A 17,688-nucleotide genomic window follows, 5' to 3' on the forward strand; every position below is an offset into this window, starting at 1 on the left:
TTGCCACATGAAGAAAGCCCGCGTGGCTATACAGCCTGCGAGCAAAATATGCTGCAACAACAATAGAATCATACCACAATTTTAGACAAAATGTGACACGACTTATTGACAGTCACATTGGAATGTTTACCAAAACGGCTCAGGATAAATACAGCTGATGTCCGTACATCCCCGTCAAGCGTTCAACCGCCTTCTCCAGCACGCCTTCCTCGAAGCCTTCCAAGCCTTCAATGGCCTGAATTTTATCCGCCGGTGACATCTCCTTGTGCAGATGCAAACTCCAGTTGACAATGGACTGTATCGCATCCTCATGCTCGAACTGACCGTAATAGATATGGGCTTTGTACAGATAGCTGTCGGCATGCTCTGGCACCATCTTCAGCACCTCGTCAAAAGCAGCCAGTGCCGCATCCTCGTCCTGATCCTTGTAATAGATCTGTCCCAATCTGAAATAGGCCCCCGGATGGCCCGGCGACAATTCCAGCACATTCAGCGTATCTTCCTTCGCGCGGGCATAGTCCGCCATCGTATAATAGATTCCGCTTCGCAAGCTGTATAAACTTCCCTGCTCCGGGTTCAGGCTGAGTCCTTGTGCGCAATCGGTCAGCCCCCGCTCCAGCTGGCCGGTTTCCACAAAACAAACGGCACGAAACTCGTAAAATCTCGAATTCGATGGCTGGGCTTGAATCGCCTGGGAATAGGCGTCAATGGCCAGGTCCCACATGCCCATCTCTTTATAGATATGGCCGCTGGCGGCAAGGTAGGTCGGATGCTCGGAGAAAGCCTCCTCCTGCTTCACCGCTTCCTGCAGCTCAAGCAGCGCCTCCTCATTGCGGCCTTGAAGATATAGCACATAACTCAGTTTGTTGCGGATTTCGGACCCATCCTGAAGGGCGGCAGCCTCCTTCAAAGACTGCTCCGCAGACGGCAGATCATTCATTTCCATATAAATGTCGGCCCGCTGCACATAATTGGGTGCATCATCATTCTCAAGCTCCAGCAGTTTGTTATTCAGCGCCAATGCCTCTTCATTGCGACCAACCCGGTAATAGCAGTCAACCATCCAGTAGCAGGCCAGCGGTGAATCCGGCTGCCTTCCATACAGCTTCGAGATCAGCTCATAAGCCAGCTCTTCCCGGGCATCCTCGCGATAGATCCGGGCCAAATCGAAATACGCGCGGTAATCGTCCGGCTCCGCTTCGATGGCCCACTCCAAATCCGCTTTGGCAGCGTTCTTGTTTCCTGACTGGTTGAAGACTTCCGCCCTCTTCAAGTAAAGCTCGTATGAGTCCGGATACCGCTCAATGGCCTCCGACAGATAGAACTCGGCCTGTCCCAGATCCCCCAGCTGCACATACAGGTCCGCCATGGGCTTCCGAAAAGAATGGGCTTCCCGCACCTGCCGCTGAAACGTCAGAAATGCGCCGTAGCTGTAGTTGGTGCTCCCGGCAAACATGGCATATCCGCCATCTGCCTCCGCTTCATACCGATCCGCCAACTGAATCCCCTCTTGCAGAACCCCAACCGCTTCCTGCACATGATCCATCAGATCCAGGGATACGGACAGCATATAATAATACATCGGGATGGCGCGGTCCGGCTGCTGGATGCTCAGGCGGAAACAGTTCGCTGCCTCTGCCGGATTGCCGCTCTCGTAATAGGTCATTCCCAGCTCATAATAAGTCGAGATGACCGTGCTGTCGTCCTCTCTCTTGATGCTTTCTTTCAAATACCGGATCGCCTCTTCGTATTGGTTCAGGTCTTTATGAGCAATTCCCCGGGTATACCAGTTCAGATAATTGTCGGCATTTAACCGGATAGCTTCATCTAAATCCTCTATCGCTTCCGTCTCCCGGTTCAGTTCACGCAAAATATGCGCACGCCGCTCATAAGCACGATGGCTCCCGCTCGAATCGATGAGACGCCCCAGATAGGTTACAGCCTCCTCCGAGTGACCGCTGTTATGCAGCAGCTCCGCATAATGGAGCTTGTCATCAAAACTTGTGATGGCACTCTCGCCTTTTCTCATATATTTAAGCGCTTGTTCAAACTCCCGCTTCTTCCTGTAATGGTTACCCATGCGGAACCAGATTCGTTTCATCCATTTCATGGTGGATCACCCTTTATATGTAGTTATTATTCCTGGGTCGTGTGAATAAGAGCAGAGGGTTTCCCTCTCATCTCTATATTATACTTCCTCTATGTCCATTTGCACCCAAATTAAAGAGGAACCCATTCCGGTTCCTCTTTACGGTGTATATCCTATTATACTGTACGATTCTCGTCATCATGTCCAATCCCAATAACTAAATCTAATACACCTTATGAATAACGTCTTCAAAATCGGGATCTTCCATATCGATATCATCCAGTTCGCCCCAGCGGCCCAGCTCCTTAAAAATATCCAGTGTATTCATCTCGCGGCGGTTCACCTCAATGGTGACGGTGTTATCCACCGCGCTCATTACCCGAAGCGGAACTGCACGGCTTCCTTCTCCTGCTCCCTGGAATTGCTCCGGGATTGCAAAAGGGCCGCGAAATGTCACGGTAATCAGCGTAGGCAGACCGATTGTATCTCGCAGGGACCGGACCGTTCCATCATAGGAAAGCTCCCCGTTGTTAATGACCATCACCCGATTGCAGAGCTGTTCGATGTCATCCATATCATGCGTCGTGAGCAGAATGGTCTTGCCGAATTGCTCATTGATCAGCTTGAGAAAATGGCGGATGTTCCGCTTAGCGTTCACGTCCAGCCCGATTGTCGGTTCATCCAGAAACAGCACGCCCGGGTCATGCAGCATCGCAGCCGCGAGGTCGGCGCGCATGCGCTGTCCGAGCGACAGCTTGCGTACAGGCGTTTCCCAGAACGCCTGTAAATCGAGCAGTTCGGCGAACTGTCCGAGCCTCCGCTCCTTGTCGGCCTGATCCACGCTGTACATTTTGGCCAGAATATCATAGGAGTCCTTCACCGGGAGATCCCACCACAGCTGGCTGCGCTGACCGAACACGACGCCCAGATTGTTTACAACGCTGCGCCGTTCCTTGTGCGGATTCATGCCGCCAATCGAGACGCGACCTGAGGTTGGATGGAGAATGCCCGTCAGCATTTTGATGGTGGTGGACTTCCCGGCCCCGTTCGGCCCGATATAACCGACAAACTCTCCCTGCTCCACTTGAAAACTGATGCCTCTAACGGCTTCCTTCGTCCGGTATTCTCTCGTAAACAGGGTTCGCAAACCGGAGAAGCGCCCCTCCTTCACAACCGGCGTTTTGAACTCCTTGCGTATGTTATGAGCTTCAATCATGTGACACGCTCCTCCCTTAACTCCCCGTACTTTGATATTTGGTCAAACCGAACTGCCAGAACTTCAAACTTATGCCGAGACATAACAGGGCCGCTCCTGCCAAGGCAGGTAGCACCCATACCCCCAGCTCGCCGCGCAGTATGTATAGTGACGGAATATAATTGACTAAACCAACCGGGACAATGATCAGCAGGATCGATGACATCCATTTCGGATACAGAGTCAACGGATATTGAGCAGCCGTCCGAGCCGCGTCCTCCGTCAGATTCTGAAGCTCGGTGATCCGGGTCGTCCAAAACCCGAAGGTTGCGGTCGCAAGGCCGATCGAGAACAGGATGACAGCCCCCGTGACAATAATATACAGCGATTGCGGCACTGCGCTCCATCCCACCTGACCTGCCGCCATCATGCCATGGAGCGACCACCAGAGCAGAAAACCGCCCTGCAGCACTTCGCCCAGCATAATCCGGAATTTCTGCGGCATAAGCGCCAGCAGCACGGGCATGGGACGGGTAAGCAGCTGGTCAAGCTCACCGTTCACCAGATATTTCTCAAGATGATGCACTTCATCCCCAAACGTCCGGTAGAGCGTCTTCGATAGGGTCATGATAGCAAACAAATACGCGATTTCGTGCATGGACCAGCCCTGGATGGCCCCGAACTTATAGAGGACAATGGCAACCATGAGGAATTCGGATATTTGGATCAATGCAGCAAGAAACGAAGCCAGAATAAAATTGAATTTGTACTGCATGCGGCTTTTGATGCTCGTTCGGATCAGCAGCGCATACAGGGACAGCCAGGATCTCGTGGTCATCCTCCCTGCACCTCCACTTTCCGCCTTAGGAAGCCGGTAGCCAGCAGACCTGCCAGCGTAAGCAGCACACACCACATGAGCGTGCCCCACAGATAGGAAACGTCATCGAAGCCCAGATAGATTCGGGTAGGTACATAGAGCAGATACGGATACGGCGACCACCAGGCAATCGTCTGCAGCCAGCCGGGCAGCCATTCGATGGGAATGAAGAAACCTGCAAGGAGATTGATCATCGCGTGGTTGCCCCAATACAACCAAGACGATTCCGTTGTCCATAAGGCGGATGCGCCGATGAGATAGTTGATACAGATCGATAAGTAGGCGGCGCCTGCCAGGGCTATGGCAACATAGAGGAACGTGGAGGCTTTCCCGGGTAACTGCAAAGAGAAAGCAAAGTAATAAACCAGGTAGATCGGGATCGATTTGTAAACGAATTGGTAGGCGATTTGCCCCCATTCCTTGGCCATTAAATGGCTGAACAAATGAACGGGACGCATCAAATCCAGTGAAATATGGCCGGTTCGAACAGCTTGGGGAATGCCGAGGCCGTTCGTGACGAAACTGGAAACCCAGAGCGCAGCTTGCGTAAAGGCGATATAACCGACCATTCCCTGCGTTCCGTAATCTCCAAGCGCGTAATCTGCACCGAGACCGATCCAGATACAGGCATACATGAATCCGAACATCGCACTGGCGACATTGTGCACCATGTGGGCGCCGCGGTACTGCAAATTACGGGCATAGGCTTTGGAAGCCAATGTGAAATAAAGCATGAAGCACCTCCGATAAGCATTTTAGATGGCGGACCCATCCACTTCAGACAAGGCGAAAATGAGAGAAGGACAATAGCATACCAGAACGTTCCATATCAGGCAAGGATTTTTTCAGGAGCAAAATCAGAGCCGTGGCGACGCCAAACAAAAAAAGAAGCCTTCTCATCCCTGCGCCGATTCTAGAAAAATCTGGCGTAGAGTTTGAAGACTTCGAATTCGCTTTCGCTTTCGTGAGATGAGTGTTTACAAAGCACCTGATCTGATACAGCTTGCAGCAGCTGAAAGTCTGTGTTGTTACTCTGTCTCAGGGACGGTGCCCGTATCAGGTTCAGGACCGCGACTTGCGGCTGTATCTAAATCCGGCTGCGTATTATACAGATATTGAAGATGCTGGAACGGCTGCGGCTGTTGGAAGGACTGCTGTTGAAAGAGCTGCTGCTGGAAGGATGGGGGCTGCTGATAGGATGACGTGTAAGGGGTCTGAGATGGATAGGACGGCTGCTGAGGGTATGGTGCATAGGACGGATAAGCGGTGTACTGCGGCGGTCTGGCCTGTTGATAAAACGGATAGGAAGGCGGAGGCGGGTACCCGTAGTAGTTAGGTGCCGAAGGCGCCTGTTGGGCACCATACGCTGGCTGCTGACCAAACGGCTGCTGGACCGACTCAAAATAGGAGGCATTGTCGGATGTATTGTCGTCCCGCTTGCCACAGCCCGGCGGCGGTCCCAGAATGACCGTTTCCTTCAGTGGAGCAACGGCTTTGGCGTAATCCTCCTCATTGATGCAATAGGCAATGTGCAGAATCTCCTTCGGAATATGCCGCAGAAAGTCTGCTCCATACACAATATCCGGCGTCGGCTGATCAAATATGGTCAGAATGTGGGCCTTGTCGCTAAGCGTCAAAATCCAGTGAAACCATCCCTTGGGGAACATCGAGACCTGGCCCGGCTTTAGCTTGTAGGTCATCAGCTTCTGGGTAAACGGATTGAATACCGAAGTAATCACTTCGCCGCTGATGACAAATACCAGCTCATTCACATTGGTATGCCAGTGAGGCTGAATAATGATCCCTTGAGTCATATGAACATTGAAGAAGCCTGTCGCAATTGCAGGCATTTGGGCTCCGAACACCTGAGTTATGTAGTTTCCCGCATCGCGTTTATAGTTTAAGGTGTCGTTCGAGTCTGCATACAGCTTCAAATTCGGAGATGTCAGTACTGGATCGAGCATCGTATTCCTCCCCTGAAAGTTCTCTGATCTATAAATCTGTATGCATGGGAGGCTCGGCATATGTAGAAGTAGGGAACCCGTTATCTATTCTACTCGGCTTCCACCCTGCTGTTGACCTGCTTCGTCCTGTTGTTTACCTTCGCGGGAGTATCCCCGCTCCTCATTGCGATGTTTCTGATCTTCGGAAACCTTGGAATCCGCTGAGTATGTTTCAGGGAGCCTCCACCTAACAGCAACACCTATTTAGTCCTGGTTGCCATACAGGCCGGCATTCTTCTTCAGTTTATGCTGCAATTCGGCAGGGAAGCGCAGCGCAAACTGCAAGTTCAAACAACCAGCTCCAAGTAAACAAGGCAGCTAAGTCATCCGCGTATGGCTGAAGGGTTATAACTCGGCTTATGGCTTGGCTGCTAATGAAACATCGATACGGCGTCCGCCCAGGGCTACGCGGCACACAGCATATGAATTCAACCATGACCCATAACAAAAAACCACCGGAGCAGCAGCTTGATTAAGCCTCTCCGGTGGTTTTCATTATGTTCTAATGCAATCAATCATCGGCACGGGCACGGTGTTACATGGCCGCCCGTTTTAATTGACCATGATACAGGTCGCTGTAGAATCCTCCCTGCTTCAGCAGCTCATCGTGGGAGCCCTGCTCCAGCAGGCGTCCGTCCTTCAGCACCAGGATGCGGTCCGCCGAGCGGATGGTGTTTAGACGGTGGGCAATCACAAAGCTCGTCCGTCCCTTCATCAGCCGCTGCAGCCCTTCCTGGATTTTGATCTCCGTTACGGTATCGATGCTGCTTGTTGCTTCATCCAGCACCAGCATGGAGGGATTGGCGAGTATCGCTCTGGCAATCGCAAGCAGCTGCTTCTGGCCTTGGCTGATGCCGCTGCCGTCCGGTTTGAGCATCTTGTCATAACCGTCCTTCATCCGTACGATGAACGAGTGGGCATTCGCCAGCTTCGCAGCTGCCTCGACCTCTTCATCGGTCGCATCAAGCCGTCCGAAGCGGATATTCTCACGGATGGTGCCTTGGAACAGGAAGGAATCCTGCAGCACAAAAGCCATCTGTGCTCGCAGGCTTTCCCTGCGAATGGAGGAAATGTCCCGTCCATCCAGAGTAATGGTACCGCTGTTCGGGTCGTAGAACCGGGAGAGCAGCTGAATTAACGTTGTCTTCCCTGCACCCGTCGGACCGACCAGCGCAATCATCTCGCCGGGCTTCGCCTCAAAGCTGATTCCATCCAGCGTATCCCCGTCTTTTTCATAGGAAAAAGATACATTGTTGAATGTCACCGCTCCCTCTACACTCTTCAGTGCGACAGCGGCCCCTTCATCCTTCGCTTCAACCTCTTCATCCAGCACCTCGAATACGCGTTCCGCCCCCGCGATGGCAGACAACAGCGTGTTCCACTGGTTCGCCAGATCGTTCAGCGGTCTGGTAAACTGTCGCGCGTAACTCTCAAATATGATGATGACACCGATCGTGATATGCCCCTGAATCGCCATAATGCCGCCAATCCCCGCTACGATCGCAAAACTCAGGTTGTTCAGCCCGTTCATCAGCTTCGGAATAAAACCCGAGATGCTCTGTGCCCAGAAGCCCGATAGACGAATCCGTTGATTGCGCTCATCGAATTCACGGATAACCCGCTCCTCCTGGGAGAAAGCCTTAATAATCCGCTGTCCCGACAGCGTTTCTTCAATATAGCCGTTCAAATCCCCCAGATTGCGTTGACGCTCTTTGAATAAGGGACCGGTTCGCCGAGTGATCCAGCGCATCCCCAGCATCATCAGGGGAACCACCAGAAATGTCAGCAGTGTAAGGAGCGGACTGAGCCACAGCATAACGGTTAACGTACCGATTAAGGTCAGCACACTCGAGAATATTTGAATGGCCGAGCTGTTCAGTGTTGAACTGACGTTCTCAATATCATTGGTCAGACGACTCATAATCTCGCCCTGTTGGCGCTTTCCATAGAACGGAATCGGCAGCCGGTGCAGATGCGTAAACAGATCCATTCGCATCCGGTATACCGTCTCTTGGGCTATGCCGATCATCCAGATGTTGTGCAGCCAGGTGGTTAAAGCCTGAAGGACGTACACAACAGCCAATCCGATAAGAAAATACATCCAGCCGGAGTCCACCAAGCCGCCCGGGTCTTTGATATCATTCAGGAACCGATCTACCCCGACCCCGAGCAGATAAGGGCCGAGCAACGCAAGCCCGGAGCTGAACATCACCATCAGCAGCACAAGTGCAAGCTTTCCTTTGCGGCGGGCGAGATAAGCCCATATTCTGGAAAGGGTGCCCGACCAATTCTTGGCTTTTGCCTTGGGCTTGCGGCCCGAACCGCTATCCTTGCTTTTGCCAAGATCGATCTTTGGCCTTGGATGACGAAATGGTTCAGTGAATGCCTTAAGCATGCTGCTGCACCCCCTCTCCGTATTGGGATTCATAGATGCGTCGATACAGGGAGGAGCTCTCCATCAAGGAGTCATGATTCCCTTTTCCGATCAATCGCCCGTCATCCAGCAGCAGAATCAAATCTGCCGAGGTGGTTGAGCTGATCTTCTGTGTGATCAAAAATGTTGTGCAGGACAAATCCTTCAGAGCATCCAGCAAAGCACCTTCCGTGCGAACGTCAAGTGCGCTTGTGCTGTCATCCAGGATGAGGATGGAAGGCTTCCGTACGAGCGCCCGCGCAATCGACAAGCGCTGCTTCTGCCCTCCGGATAAGTTAACGCCGCGCTGTCCAAGCATCGTGTCGTAACCGTTAGGCAGATGTTCTATCGTATCGTGGATCTGCGCTCTGCGTGCCGCTTCCTTGATTTCGTCCATGGAAGCATCCTCCCGTCCCCAGGCAATGTTCTCCCGAACCGTGCCGGAGAAGAGCAGCACCTCCTGCGGAACATAGCCAATGCTGCTGCGCAGATGCATCGGGTCGATCTCCCCTGCATCCTTTCCGTCTATCCGCACATTCCCCTTATCCTCCTCGTACAGCCGCGGAATGAGCTGAACCAGCGAGGATTTGCCTGAACCGGTAGCCCCCATAATAGCGATTCGCTCACCGGGTCTGGCCACAAAAGAGATATCCGTCAGCACATCAATATCACTGCCCGGATAGCTGAAACTGACTTGCTCGAATTTCACTCCGCCTTCAATTTCAACCTTATTATCATGGTTCTTATAGACTCCGGTTGCTGCATCGTCCTCGGTCTTCAGCACCTCCTGTGCACGCTGGGCGGAAGCCCGTCCACGGGAGAACGCAACAACAACCCAGGAGAGGGCTGACATGGCACCGATACAGCGCAGCGAATAGTTGACGACGGCTACAACCTCGCCAACGCTGGCACTGCCAGTCGCGATGTCTTTACGGCCGAACCACAGAACCGCCATAATCCCGGCATTCATGATCAGGAGAATAAAGGGCATCGTGGTCTCCGTCAATCGCAAGGTCGATATGGTAGAACTCATCAGCTTGCCAGAAGTACGACCAAACCGTTCAATCTCATGGCCCATGCGTACGAAAACACGAATCAACCGAATCCCGGTCAGGTTCTCCTGTATAACGCCGTTCACCGCATCCAGCCGCTGCTGGACACGCCGGAATGCATCGGCTGCCCGCTTCATAATCCAGGCGATAAATATAAACAGTACAGGCACGGTTAGCACCAGCAATAAGCCCAGCTTCACGTTCACCACCAGCGCCATAACGATGCTGCCAAGCACAACTAACGGAACGCGCGTCATGAAACGCAGGCCCATGAACACCGTATCCTGAATCTGGGTGACATCGCCCGTCAGCCTTGTAATCAGCGACGATGTGGCAAACCGGTTAAATATCGAATAGGAGAAGGACTGCACCTTCTCATACAGTTGATCGCGAAGATCATAGCCGAGCCCCTGACTCGTATGCGCCGCGAAGAAGGAGCTCGAAATTCCGGCTATAAAGGCGATAACAGCGCTTCCAGTTAAAACGGCTCCCCACATCCATACAACCGACATGTCCTGCTTCTGAATGCCGTCGTCAATGATTTTGGAGATAAGCAGCGGCTGAATCAGCTCAACGGTGAGCTCTATCAGCATCATGACCAGTGCCGCAATCGCGGCTACGCGGTACTTTTTCAAGGTCGAGAAGACAATTCCCATATGCATTCCTCCGAGGCAGAAGACCTAGATTATGTTCTGAAATTGGTCTTCATGTAGTAGCAATATTAGTTCGTTCAATAGCATGGATATGTCTATTATAATATATTTTCTGCTAGAACTTATCGGCAGATTAAAAAATATAACGAGATATACTGGCCAAAGATACTACTGCTGTACGGACAAGACCCTTTATCCCTGCATCAAAAAAATAGAACCTGTCCTTCAGGATCATCACCTGTCGAATCAGCTCTCTTGCAAAGCGTACAGCTATTCCACGGACTTCAGCGCTTCAATCATATCAATCCGTTATAATTTGTAATGCATGGAGACCATGACAATTCCCGAGAACAGCAGCGTCAGCAGCGCCGCATAGCCATAACTGATACCATGGATGCTCGGACTGAACATCATGGCATCCACTTCCGCCGTTTGCAGCACGAACCGGTGCAGGAGCACTCCGGCCAGATTGCCTGCTATAACAAATCCGCCAAAGAAAACGCAGAGGGCGGCGGCCTGAGTGTGGCAACGTCACAGAATGTTCTAACATTCAGAGGAAACTAGCAGCACAAAAAGCAATCTCCTTCACTTGGAAGGGAATTGCTTCCTCACAAATTATCTATAAAAAACATACGGTTTACTTATGAGCTCCAAAATCCAGCCCGGTCTTCCGCCCTCAGCTTGGAAACAAAACCCGACGGATCCTGATCCATGTACTGGATCGAATCCATGATCCATCTGCCATCCGCGTGCCTATATTTAATCGTAGCTAACCCGGAATCCCGGAGTCGATGCTCGCTTGTTCCTGTTTCATCGGTTTGATCAGCTATCAGCTGAAAATAAGGATCGATCTGCTTGACATCCTGAGCAAGCGTTACCTCTGGGATCAAGGCCTCAAACTCGCTTCGTTCCGGGAGGCGGCTAAGACGCCACTGATCCATGAGATGACCGCTGTTGGAATTATAAAAAGTGATCAGCTCGCTGCCATCTGGCATTTTGCGAATCTCGTAGGTGTAATCCTGCTCTTTTCTTACGATATCAGGCTTGCCGTATTGCCTTTCCACCGTTTGTTGGTCCGGGGCATAAGACAAGAGCATCCGATAATAATAGGGAGTGTTTATCTCGTTATGGAGCGTAATTTCCTCATCCGCTTGATCAGCGCCAGACAAGAAAATACATAACATTAACGCTAACACCCCCATCGATATTCCCGCTGCCCGAGCTTTAATCACCACACACACCTCCCATTGATCAATCGATGAACCCTGTCATCATCACTTCCGGAATATCCTTGCCCTCAGCCCATTCCCTGAATGAAAAATCGAGCACTTCCCCTTGTGCAAGCGAGGTCATCACTCTTTCTTCTTGAAAGGAATAAGAGAAGGTATGCAGCGTCCCGAACAAATTATCGTAATCCGTATAAAACAACGGGGATTGACGGTCCTTAAACAGACCAAATGCTTCCGCATGGGTCAGGCGCTGGGCGCCCAAGCTTTCGATGTAAGATTTACGACGAAGGGAATGCTCAATGGAAGGCCTGTTTTTGCCCGCCAATGCTTCATAATGGTTGACACAGGCAAGAACTTCATCGCCCGCTCGGGTAACGACTTCATCCGGACTTGCCTCAACCACCGCCGAATTTCCTCGCGCATCGCCCAGAGAAAAGTTATAACAGGCCGCATGGGGAATATGGCGCAGCATGTAAGCTGCTTCTTCTACTGTAGCGCATGACTCCAATATCATTCGAACACTGATCCACGAAGACAATCCCGTCCGGTATCCTTCAAAGCTGACAAAATGAAGTCCGGCCGCAAGTCCTTTTTCATTTATACCGTCATGTCGCCCTATCGCCTGCAGATTATAGCCCGCGGTCGCCAGTCCTTGCCCCGATTGGGCCATAGTAAAATAACCATCGTAAAACGCAGGCGTGAAGTCGTAGTTTCTTATGTAATATGCTGGAGCGATCATGGCCGAACAGCCCATGGCATCGATCTTCGGAACATCATATCCGCCGAGAAGAGCTGCAGTCTTTTTGAACGATAATCTGAGCCCTTCTGCCAATCCCTCCAACTCGGCTACAAGCTGCGGGGCAAACTCGTTATAAATGGCCTTCATCTGTTCCGCATCGATCTCCGGTTTGGTCGCCGCTCCAAAGGCTTGTAATATCGATTGATTCTGCAGGCTGCGACCCAGCTTAAGTCCGTTATCGTAGTTGTCGCCTCGAAGCTGCATGATATGAACGGTATAATCCGTCATCTTGAACCCTCCATCCAGGTTTACTATCGGCATAGGAAATATATCCCTTACCCGATTATAGATGTAATTCACCCTCCTTCCAATAAAAAAACCTCTGTGCGACACAAATCCCAGGATGAGCGACCACGATTCGTAGGCAGGTTTTCTTGCAATATCGAATTTCATCAGCACCGCTGATATCTTATCAAGCCGATATCTATAGAAAAAGCTCCTGCCTAAGCATGTCAACATACTTGGGAGGAGCAGTTTCATCTTATTGACGGGGCAATGCTTCAAACTGCTGAACGTATTGTTCATATTTCGCGGACCACACGTCCTTGCGGGATTCCATCGTTCTTCCCTCAAGCAGTGCTTCAATGACGTCAAGGCATACATCCCAGCCGGCAATATCCTTCGGTGTATGATCTGTGAGCTTGGTTATTTTCTCAATGAGCACCAGGCGACAGCCTTCGGCTTCAGGATACAGTTCAAAGCGTACCCGGTCCTCTCCCCAAGTGTATTCCAGCACCGACAGCTCCCGATAGTCCGTTATTTCCATTTCTTCGAAATTCCCGTCCTGCATATCAAAGGTCATTCTTCCTCCCAGGCGCAAATCCTCCACCTTCAGTTCGGAGAACCATTGGGTCAGCTTCTCGTTATCAGTCAGATATGACCACACCTTCTCCACTGAGTGCTTCAATCGGCGCTCAAACCGGACACTCGTTCCAAACTCGTCTTGCTGTACAACGGCTAACATCGTTTACCCTCCTCAAAAATGCCCATTTTGAACAAAATCGCTTCATCAAACTTAAGATTCGTTGGGACTGTTAAGAAGATTCATCCTGATCAAGGATTCTCTCCAAGTCATCCAGCTTGTTCGACCAAAACTTCCGGTAAGGCTCCAGCCAGTCATGAATTTCCTCCAGCGGCCTGGCATTCAGACTGTATACATGGGTTTGGGCTTCTTTGCGAAGAGACACAAGTCCCGCTTCACGCAAAATCCGCAGATGTTTCGACACGCCCGGTTGACTGAGCGGCATTAGATCTACAATCTCTCCCACTGTACACTCTTTTACACGCAAATAATCAAGAATGGTCCTGCGATTGGGTTCCGCTAATATTTCAAAAAGATTATCGTTCATCATATTTAATATATTACTTTATAGTTATATTCCCGTAAAGCTATATAATGTGAATTTACATTGTTGAACGGATTCAGCAGCTTCTCATTGGCAACGAAATGTATCGAACTAGGGCTATTAAGCCTGAAATGCTGAATGGCATTCGTCTCGGTTCTGTCTAAACAATGGAAAGACACCGGGCTTCCTTGCGGTAACAAGGTCAATCTGATGCGAGGCAGACCCTGCTGCACCATATGGATCGCCTATGGATCGAGAGTAGCGATTTCCTTTATTTGTGATCTGCTCCTAAAAAATAATTTTTAATTGCCGATGTAATAGTTGAAACTTTATTCTGAGCGAATGCGTCATATTGTAGAGGAAAATAATAACAAGCAAAATTCAGGAGGTTGAGTGTGTGAAAAGAATATGGACTGCCTTGCTAGCAGCTATACTGTTAATCCCCATGACATTCCAAACACAGGCACAGGCGGCAGTGAACATTAGCGTCTTGATTGACGGCGTCAAGCTGTATACGCCTCAAGCGCCTGTTATGATTCAAGGACGGGTTATGCTTCCGATGAGATCCATCTTCGAAGCACTGGACGCAACGGTCAAATGGAATCAAAAAACGCAAACCGTCACAGCAGTCAAGGATGGCACTACCGTCATTCTTAAGATTAATTCCAAGACGGCTACTATCAACAACCAAACTGTAGCGCTGGATGTTCCGGCGAAAAACCTGAAAGGCAACACGATGGTGCCTGTACGTTTCGTAAGTGAATCCCTCGGTCAGAAAATCGGCTGGAATTCCAAAACGAAAACGGTCACCGTCACAACAACAAATGATTCAGGCGGCGGTAACAATACCTACATTGTACCGGTGAGTTATGTAACTCAAAAAGACATCGGAAATGCCGGAGATGGACGTGATTTGCAGGTCAGCTTCTCCAAATCATCCACCGAATCCCTGATTTCGCATTATCGCGTGATGATTGTTAAGCAGTCCAAAACGTTCAGCCAAGCGGATGCAACGCGCATATCTTCAGCAAATTACACTACAGTATATCCTGCAGGGTCGGATCGCTCACAGGTCCTCACATCAAGTTCAAGAGACATTGATGGCGACCTGATCCGGGATAACCAGGCTTATAAAGCTTACGTATTGGCAGTAGGCAAATCAGGCGGCACGTATGCCCTTTCCTCGGCATCGCCTTCATTGACGCTGACCAATACCAATTCGGTTAATGGAGCAACCAATGTGAAAGCAAGCGATATAAGCGACAACGGCGATGGCCGTGATTTGCAGGTCAGCTTCACTCGCGCTCAGAACGAAAGCAATGTAACCAACTATCGTGTGTTTACTGTAAAAACGAAGGATGCAGCTAACTTCAATGTAGCAGCAGCCAAATCCGTATCGAGTCAAAACTACACAACGGTGAACAAAACCAGCTCAACGAATACCACGCTGTCAACGACATTGAGTTCTTCCGCTCGTGATACTTCAGGAGAGCTCATCCGCAGCGGAGTGTCTTATACCGTGTTTGTACTGTCAGTCAGCAGCAATGAAAGTGCACTTGCAAGCAATCTGTCTTCAGGTTCTGCTTCCATCACGCTCAGCACAGGTAATGCAACAGTTCCTTACATTACACAGGTGTCGGATATCGCTGATTTCGGTGACGGCCGTGATCTTCGTGTAAGCTTTAACAAGGTGTCCAACGAGTCCAGCATTAACTCTTACCGGGTTTTTGTTGTCAAGGACAGCAATTACAGCAGCTTCAACTTAAGCAAAGCCAATTCCATCTCCAGCTACAACTATACCCACGTCAACAAAACAGGCAATAACATCAACAACTTGACGCTGGCATCGGGTGCCAGAGACGTGGATGGAGCAACCATTCGCAGCGGCGTGTATTATCGTGTATTCGTTATGGCTGTGGACAACAACAACTACAATAACAACATTCTGTCTGCTCCATCGAATTCCATCATTTTAAGTTCCAGTTATAATGTTGGCGCGGTTACCAGCCTGTCCGTTACCGACGTGAACAACTACAATGATGGGCGTGACCTGCAGGTCTCATTCTACCGCCCGTCTGATCAATCGAATATTAGTCACTACCAAGTATTCGTTGTAAAATCATCGAATAGTTATTTTGATCTGTACAGAGCAAACAGCTTAAACAGCTATTATTATACGCAAATTAGCAAGAACAGCAGCAGCAACAGCTACATGACGCAAGTCCTGAATTCCAGCAGCCGTGATATCGACGGAGATCTGATTCGCAGTGGCGTCAGTTACCGGGTGTATGTTCTGTCCGTAGGATATTCGAGCAATAACAATGCCCTATCCGATTATGCATCCATCACGCTTGGGAACAACAATCAGAATGTAAATCCTGTTTCTACGCCGTCCTTGACGGTCATCGGCAATAACGGAAACGGAAGCGACCTGAGGGTTTCCTTCAGCCCTGCTTATGGAGAAAGCTACATCGAACATTACCGGATTTTTGTCGTGAAGTCCTCCAAGAACCTGACATTGTCGCAAGCCTACGCCAACAGATATTACACCATAGCTAACAAAACCGGCAGCACTATCACTCGGGATTTGGCCAGCACGACTCTGGATTCCGACGGGGAACCTATTCAAAGAGGCTCCAGCTATCGCGTGTACGTCTTATCACTAGGCAACAGCTACTCCAACTATACCAACGCTCTCTCCTCTGCCTCTGCAGCGGTTACGATTCAAGGCGTGACGGAAGTAGGAGCGGTAGCGGACGTTACAGCAGCTGATGCTGGAGACAACAATAATGCAAGCGATCTGAAAGTATCCTTTAAGAAGGCTGCAAATGAAACCAACATCAGAGAGTATCGGATCATGGTCGTGAAGCAAGCTAACGCTGCTAACTTTAAGGTAGCTCAAGCTAACAACGTAGGAATAAACAACTACGACAGTGTGCCGATCGGAGCCGATTTCAGTAATGTTCTGAGACCTGGAATAAACGATGTTGACGGTCAGCCGATTAAAAATATGGTGGATTATCAAGTATTCGTCTTGTCCGTAAGCAATAATGGAAACAACGCGCTATCAGCACCATCCGCACCGATTAAACTTACGGGCACCACGGTAACGGTTCCTTCGAATGTGTATGCCGGGATTGAAAGCACCAACGGGAATGGCAGTGATGTTGTCGTTAGATTCTCTCCTGCTACAGGTAGTATTAATGAATACCGAATCATGGTGGTACCAACCAACAAAAAATTTGGCGATTCTGAAGCAAATAATGTACCTTCCGGAAATTACACTGTAGTTCATGTTGATTCCAGCCTGAATCAATATGTAAGGAACTTGGAGGCATCAACGAAAGACGTCAACGGTGCAGTCATTGCAGCTGGTCAGAAGTACAGTGTATACATCATGGTGATTGCCGATGGAACAGTCTCTACCAGCAACGCCCTATCCGACCCGTCCGAAATGTTTACAATCCCGAACCCGATCCAAACCACAGCCCTTACAGCCAAATTGGATGCAAGCGGGAAACTTCAAGTCGATTTCAAAAAAGCTGTCAATGAAACGAGTATCGATGCCTATCGTGTATTGTTTGTTGAAAAATCACAGATGAAGGACTTCAACCTGCAAAAAGCAGCAGAAGCAGCTGGCAAAGAAGATACGAAAGCCACCATCAAGCCAACCAATAAAGATATCTCGACTCTCATTGATATCCCAACCAAGGATGTTTCAGGCAAGGATATTACAGCAGATACGGAGTACGCCGTATATGTTTACTCCGTGCCAACAAAAGATGTGAAGAAAGCTTCAAGTGCGCAGTCCGCTACACCGCTCTCTTTACCATCTAAAACTTTGATATTAAAGACAGGAACTCCTGCTCCAACAACTCCTTAAGCAAGCGATTTGTGTAATCGAAGCGGCTGGCTTCCAGCCAAACATCGCGCTTAAATCCCAAGAAGCTGTCCTCCCGGTCAACCTTGACCTTGAGGGACAGCTTCTTTTTTCTTCCTCGCACCGTACCTCCCTCTTTTCTAGAACTTCTC

Annotated in this window: 12 protein-coding genes and 1 pseudogene; 1 reads left to right on the forward strand and 12 read right to left on the reverse strand. The window is 50.0% G+C overall.

Going from position 1 to position 17,688, the window contains the following annotated elements; translation table 11 throughout:
- Positions 1 to 139 precede the first annotated feature (139 nt).
- The 12 genes and pseudogenes from B9D94_RS22710 to B9D94_RS22765 all read right to left on the reverse strand — a co-directional run bounded on the left by B9D94_RS22710 (position 140) and on the right by B9D94_RS22765 (position 13,662).
- Entirely contained in the window at positions 140 to 2,110 is a 1,971-nt protein-coding gene (locus B9D94_RS22710; RefSeq protein WP_148248034.1) for a tetratricopeptide repeat protein, read from the reverse strand.
- Between the two features lie 202 nt (positions 2,111 to 2,312).
- Entirely contained in the window at positions 2,313 to 3,305 is a 993-nt protein-coding gene (locus B9D94_RS22715; protein WP_148248035.1) for an ABC transporter ATP-binding protein, read from the reverse strand.
- A gap of 16 nt (positions 3,306 to 3,321) precedes the next feature.
- Positions 3,322 to 4,122, reverse strand: coding sequence for an ABC transporter permease (locus B9D94_RS22720; protein ID WP_006208621.1), 801 nt, complete (start codon positions 4,120 to 4,122; stop codon positions 3,322 to 3,324).
- Positions 4,119 to 4,895, reverse strand: coding sequence for an ABC transporter permease (locus tag B9D94_RS22725; RefSeq protein WP_076153165.1), 777 nt, complete (start codon positions 4,893 to 4,895; stop codon positions 4,119 to 4,121). The genes B9D94_RS22720 and B9D94_RS22725 overlap by 4 nt, the downstream gene beginning before the upstream one ends.
- 294 nt (positions 4,896 to 5,189) lie before the next feature.
- Positions 5,190 to 6,125 carry a cupin domain-containing protein gene (locus tag B9D94_RS31970; protein WP_148248036.1) on the reverse strand — a complete coding sequence of 312 codons (936 nt, stop codon included), beginning with the start codon at positions 6,123 to 6,125 and terminating at the stop codon, positions 5,190 to 5,192.
- A gap of 574 nt (positions 6,126 to 6,699) precedes the next feature.
- On the reverse strand, positions 6,700 to 8,559 hold the full coding sequence (locus B9D94_RS22740; protein WP_148248037.1) for an ABC transporter ATP-binding protein: 1,860 nt from the start codon (positions 8,557 to 8,559) through the stop codon (positions 6,700 to 6,702).
- Positions 8,552 to 10,285: an ABC transporter ATP-binding protein gene (locus tag B9D94_RS22745; RefSeq protein WP_006208617.1), complete on the reverse strand. Its 1,734-nt coding sequence runs from the start codon at positions 10,283 to 10,285 to the stop codon at positions 8,552 to 8,554. Before B9D94_RS22745 ends, B9D94_RS22740 begins: the two co-directional genes overlap by 8 nt.
- Before the next feature lie 306 nt (positions 10,286 to 10,591).
- Positions 10,592 to 10,765, reverse strand: a pseudogene (locus tag B9D94_RS31125) (hypothetical protein); the annotation flags it as partial.
- A gap of 158 nt (positions 10,766 to 10,923) precedes the next feature.
- Entirely contained in the window at positions 10,924 to 11,514 is a 591-nt protein-coding gene (locus B9D94_RS22750; protein ID WP_253806016.1) for a hypothetical protein, read from the reverse strand.
- 19 nt (positions 11,515 to 11,533) lie between these two features.
- Entirely contained in the window at positions 11,534 to 12,538 is a 1,005-nt protein-coding gene (locus B9D94_RS22755; RefSeq protein ID WP_148248843.1) for a C45 family autoproteolytic acyltransferase/hydrolase, read from the reverse strand.
- Between the two features lie 253 nt (positions 12,539 to 12,791).
- A complete protein-coding gene (locus B9D94_RS22760; protein ID WP_148248038.1) occupies positions 12,792 to 13,274 on the reverse strand; it encodes an SRPBCC family protein in 483 nt (160 codons plus the stop codon).
- Positions 13,275 to 13,344: 70 nt separating this feature from the next.
- The gene (locus B9D94_RS22765) at positions 13,345 to 13,662 is read right to left on the reverse strand and encodes an ArsR/SmtB family transcription factor (RefSeq protein ID WP_036641185.1); all 318 of its coding nucleotides are present in this window, start codon (positions 13,660 to 13,662) and stop codon (positions 13,345 to 13,347) included.
- A 391-nt stretch (positions 13,663 to 14,053) separates the two neighbouring features.
- Between B9D94_RS22765 and B9D94_RS22770 the strand changes: the two genes are divergently transcribed.
- Positions 14,054 to 17,539 carry a copper amine oxidase N-terminal domain-containing protein gene (locus tag B9D94_RS22770; RefSeq protein ID WP_148248039.1) on the forward strand — a complete coding sequence of 1,162 codons (3,486 nt, stop codon included), beginning with the start codon at positions 14,054 to 14,056 and terminating at the stop codon, positions 17,537 to 17,539.
- The last annotated feature ends 149 nt before the right edge of the window (positions 17,540 to 17,688 follow it).

The organism is Paenibacillus sp. Cedars, from assembly GCF_003184205.1.
Taxonomy (GTDB): domain Bacteria; phylum Bacillota; class Bacilli; order Paenibacillales; family Paenibacillaceae; genus Paenibacillus_AQ; species Paenibacillus_AQ glucanolyticus.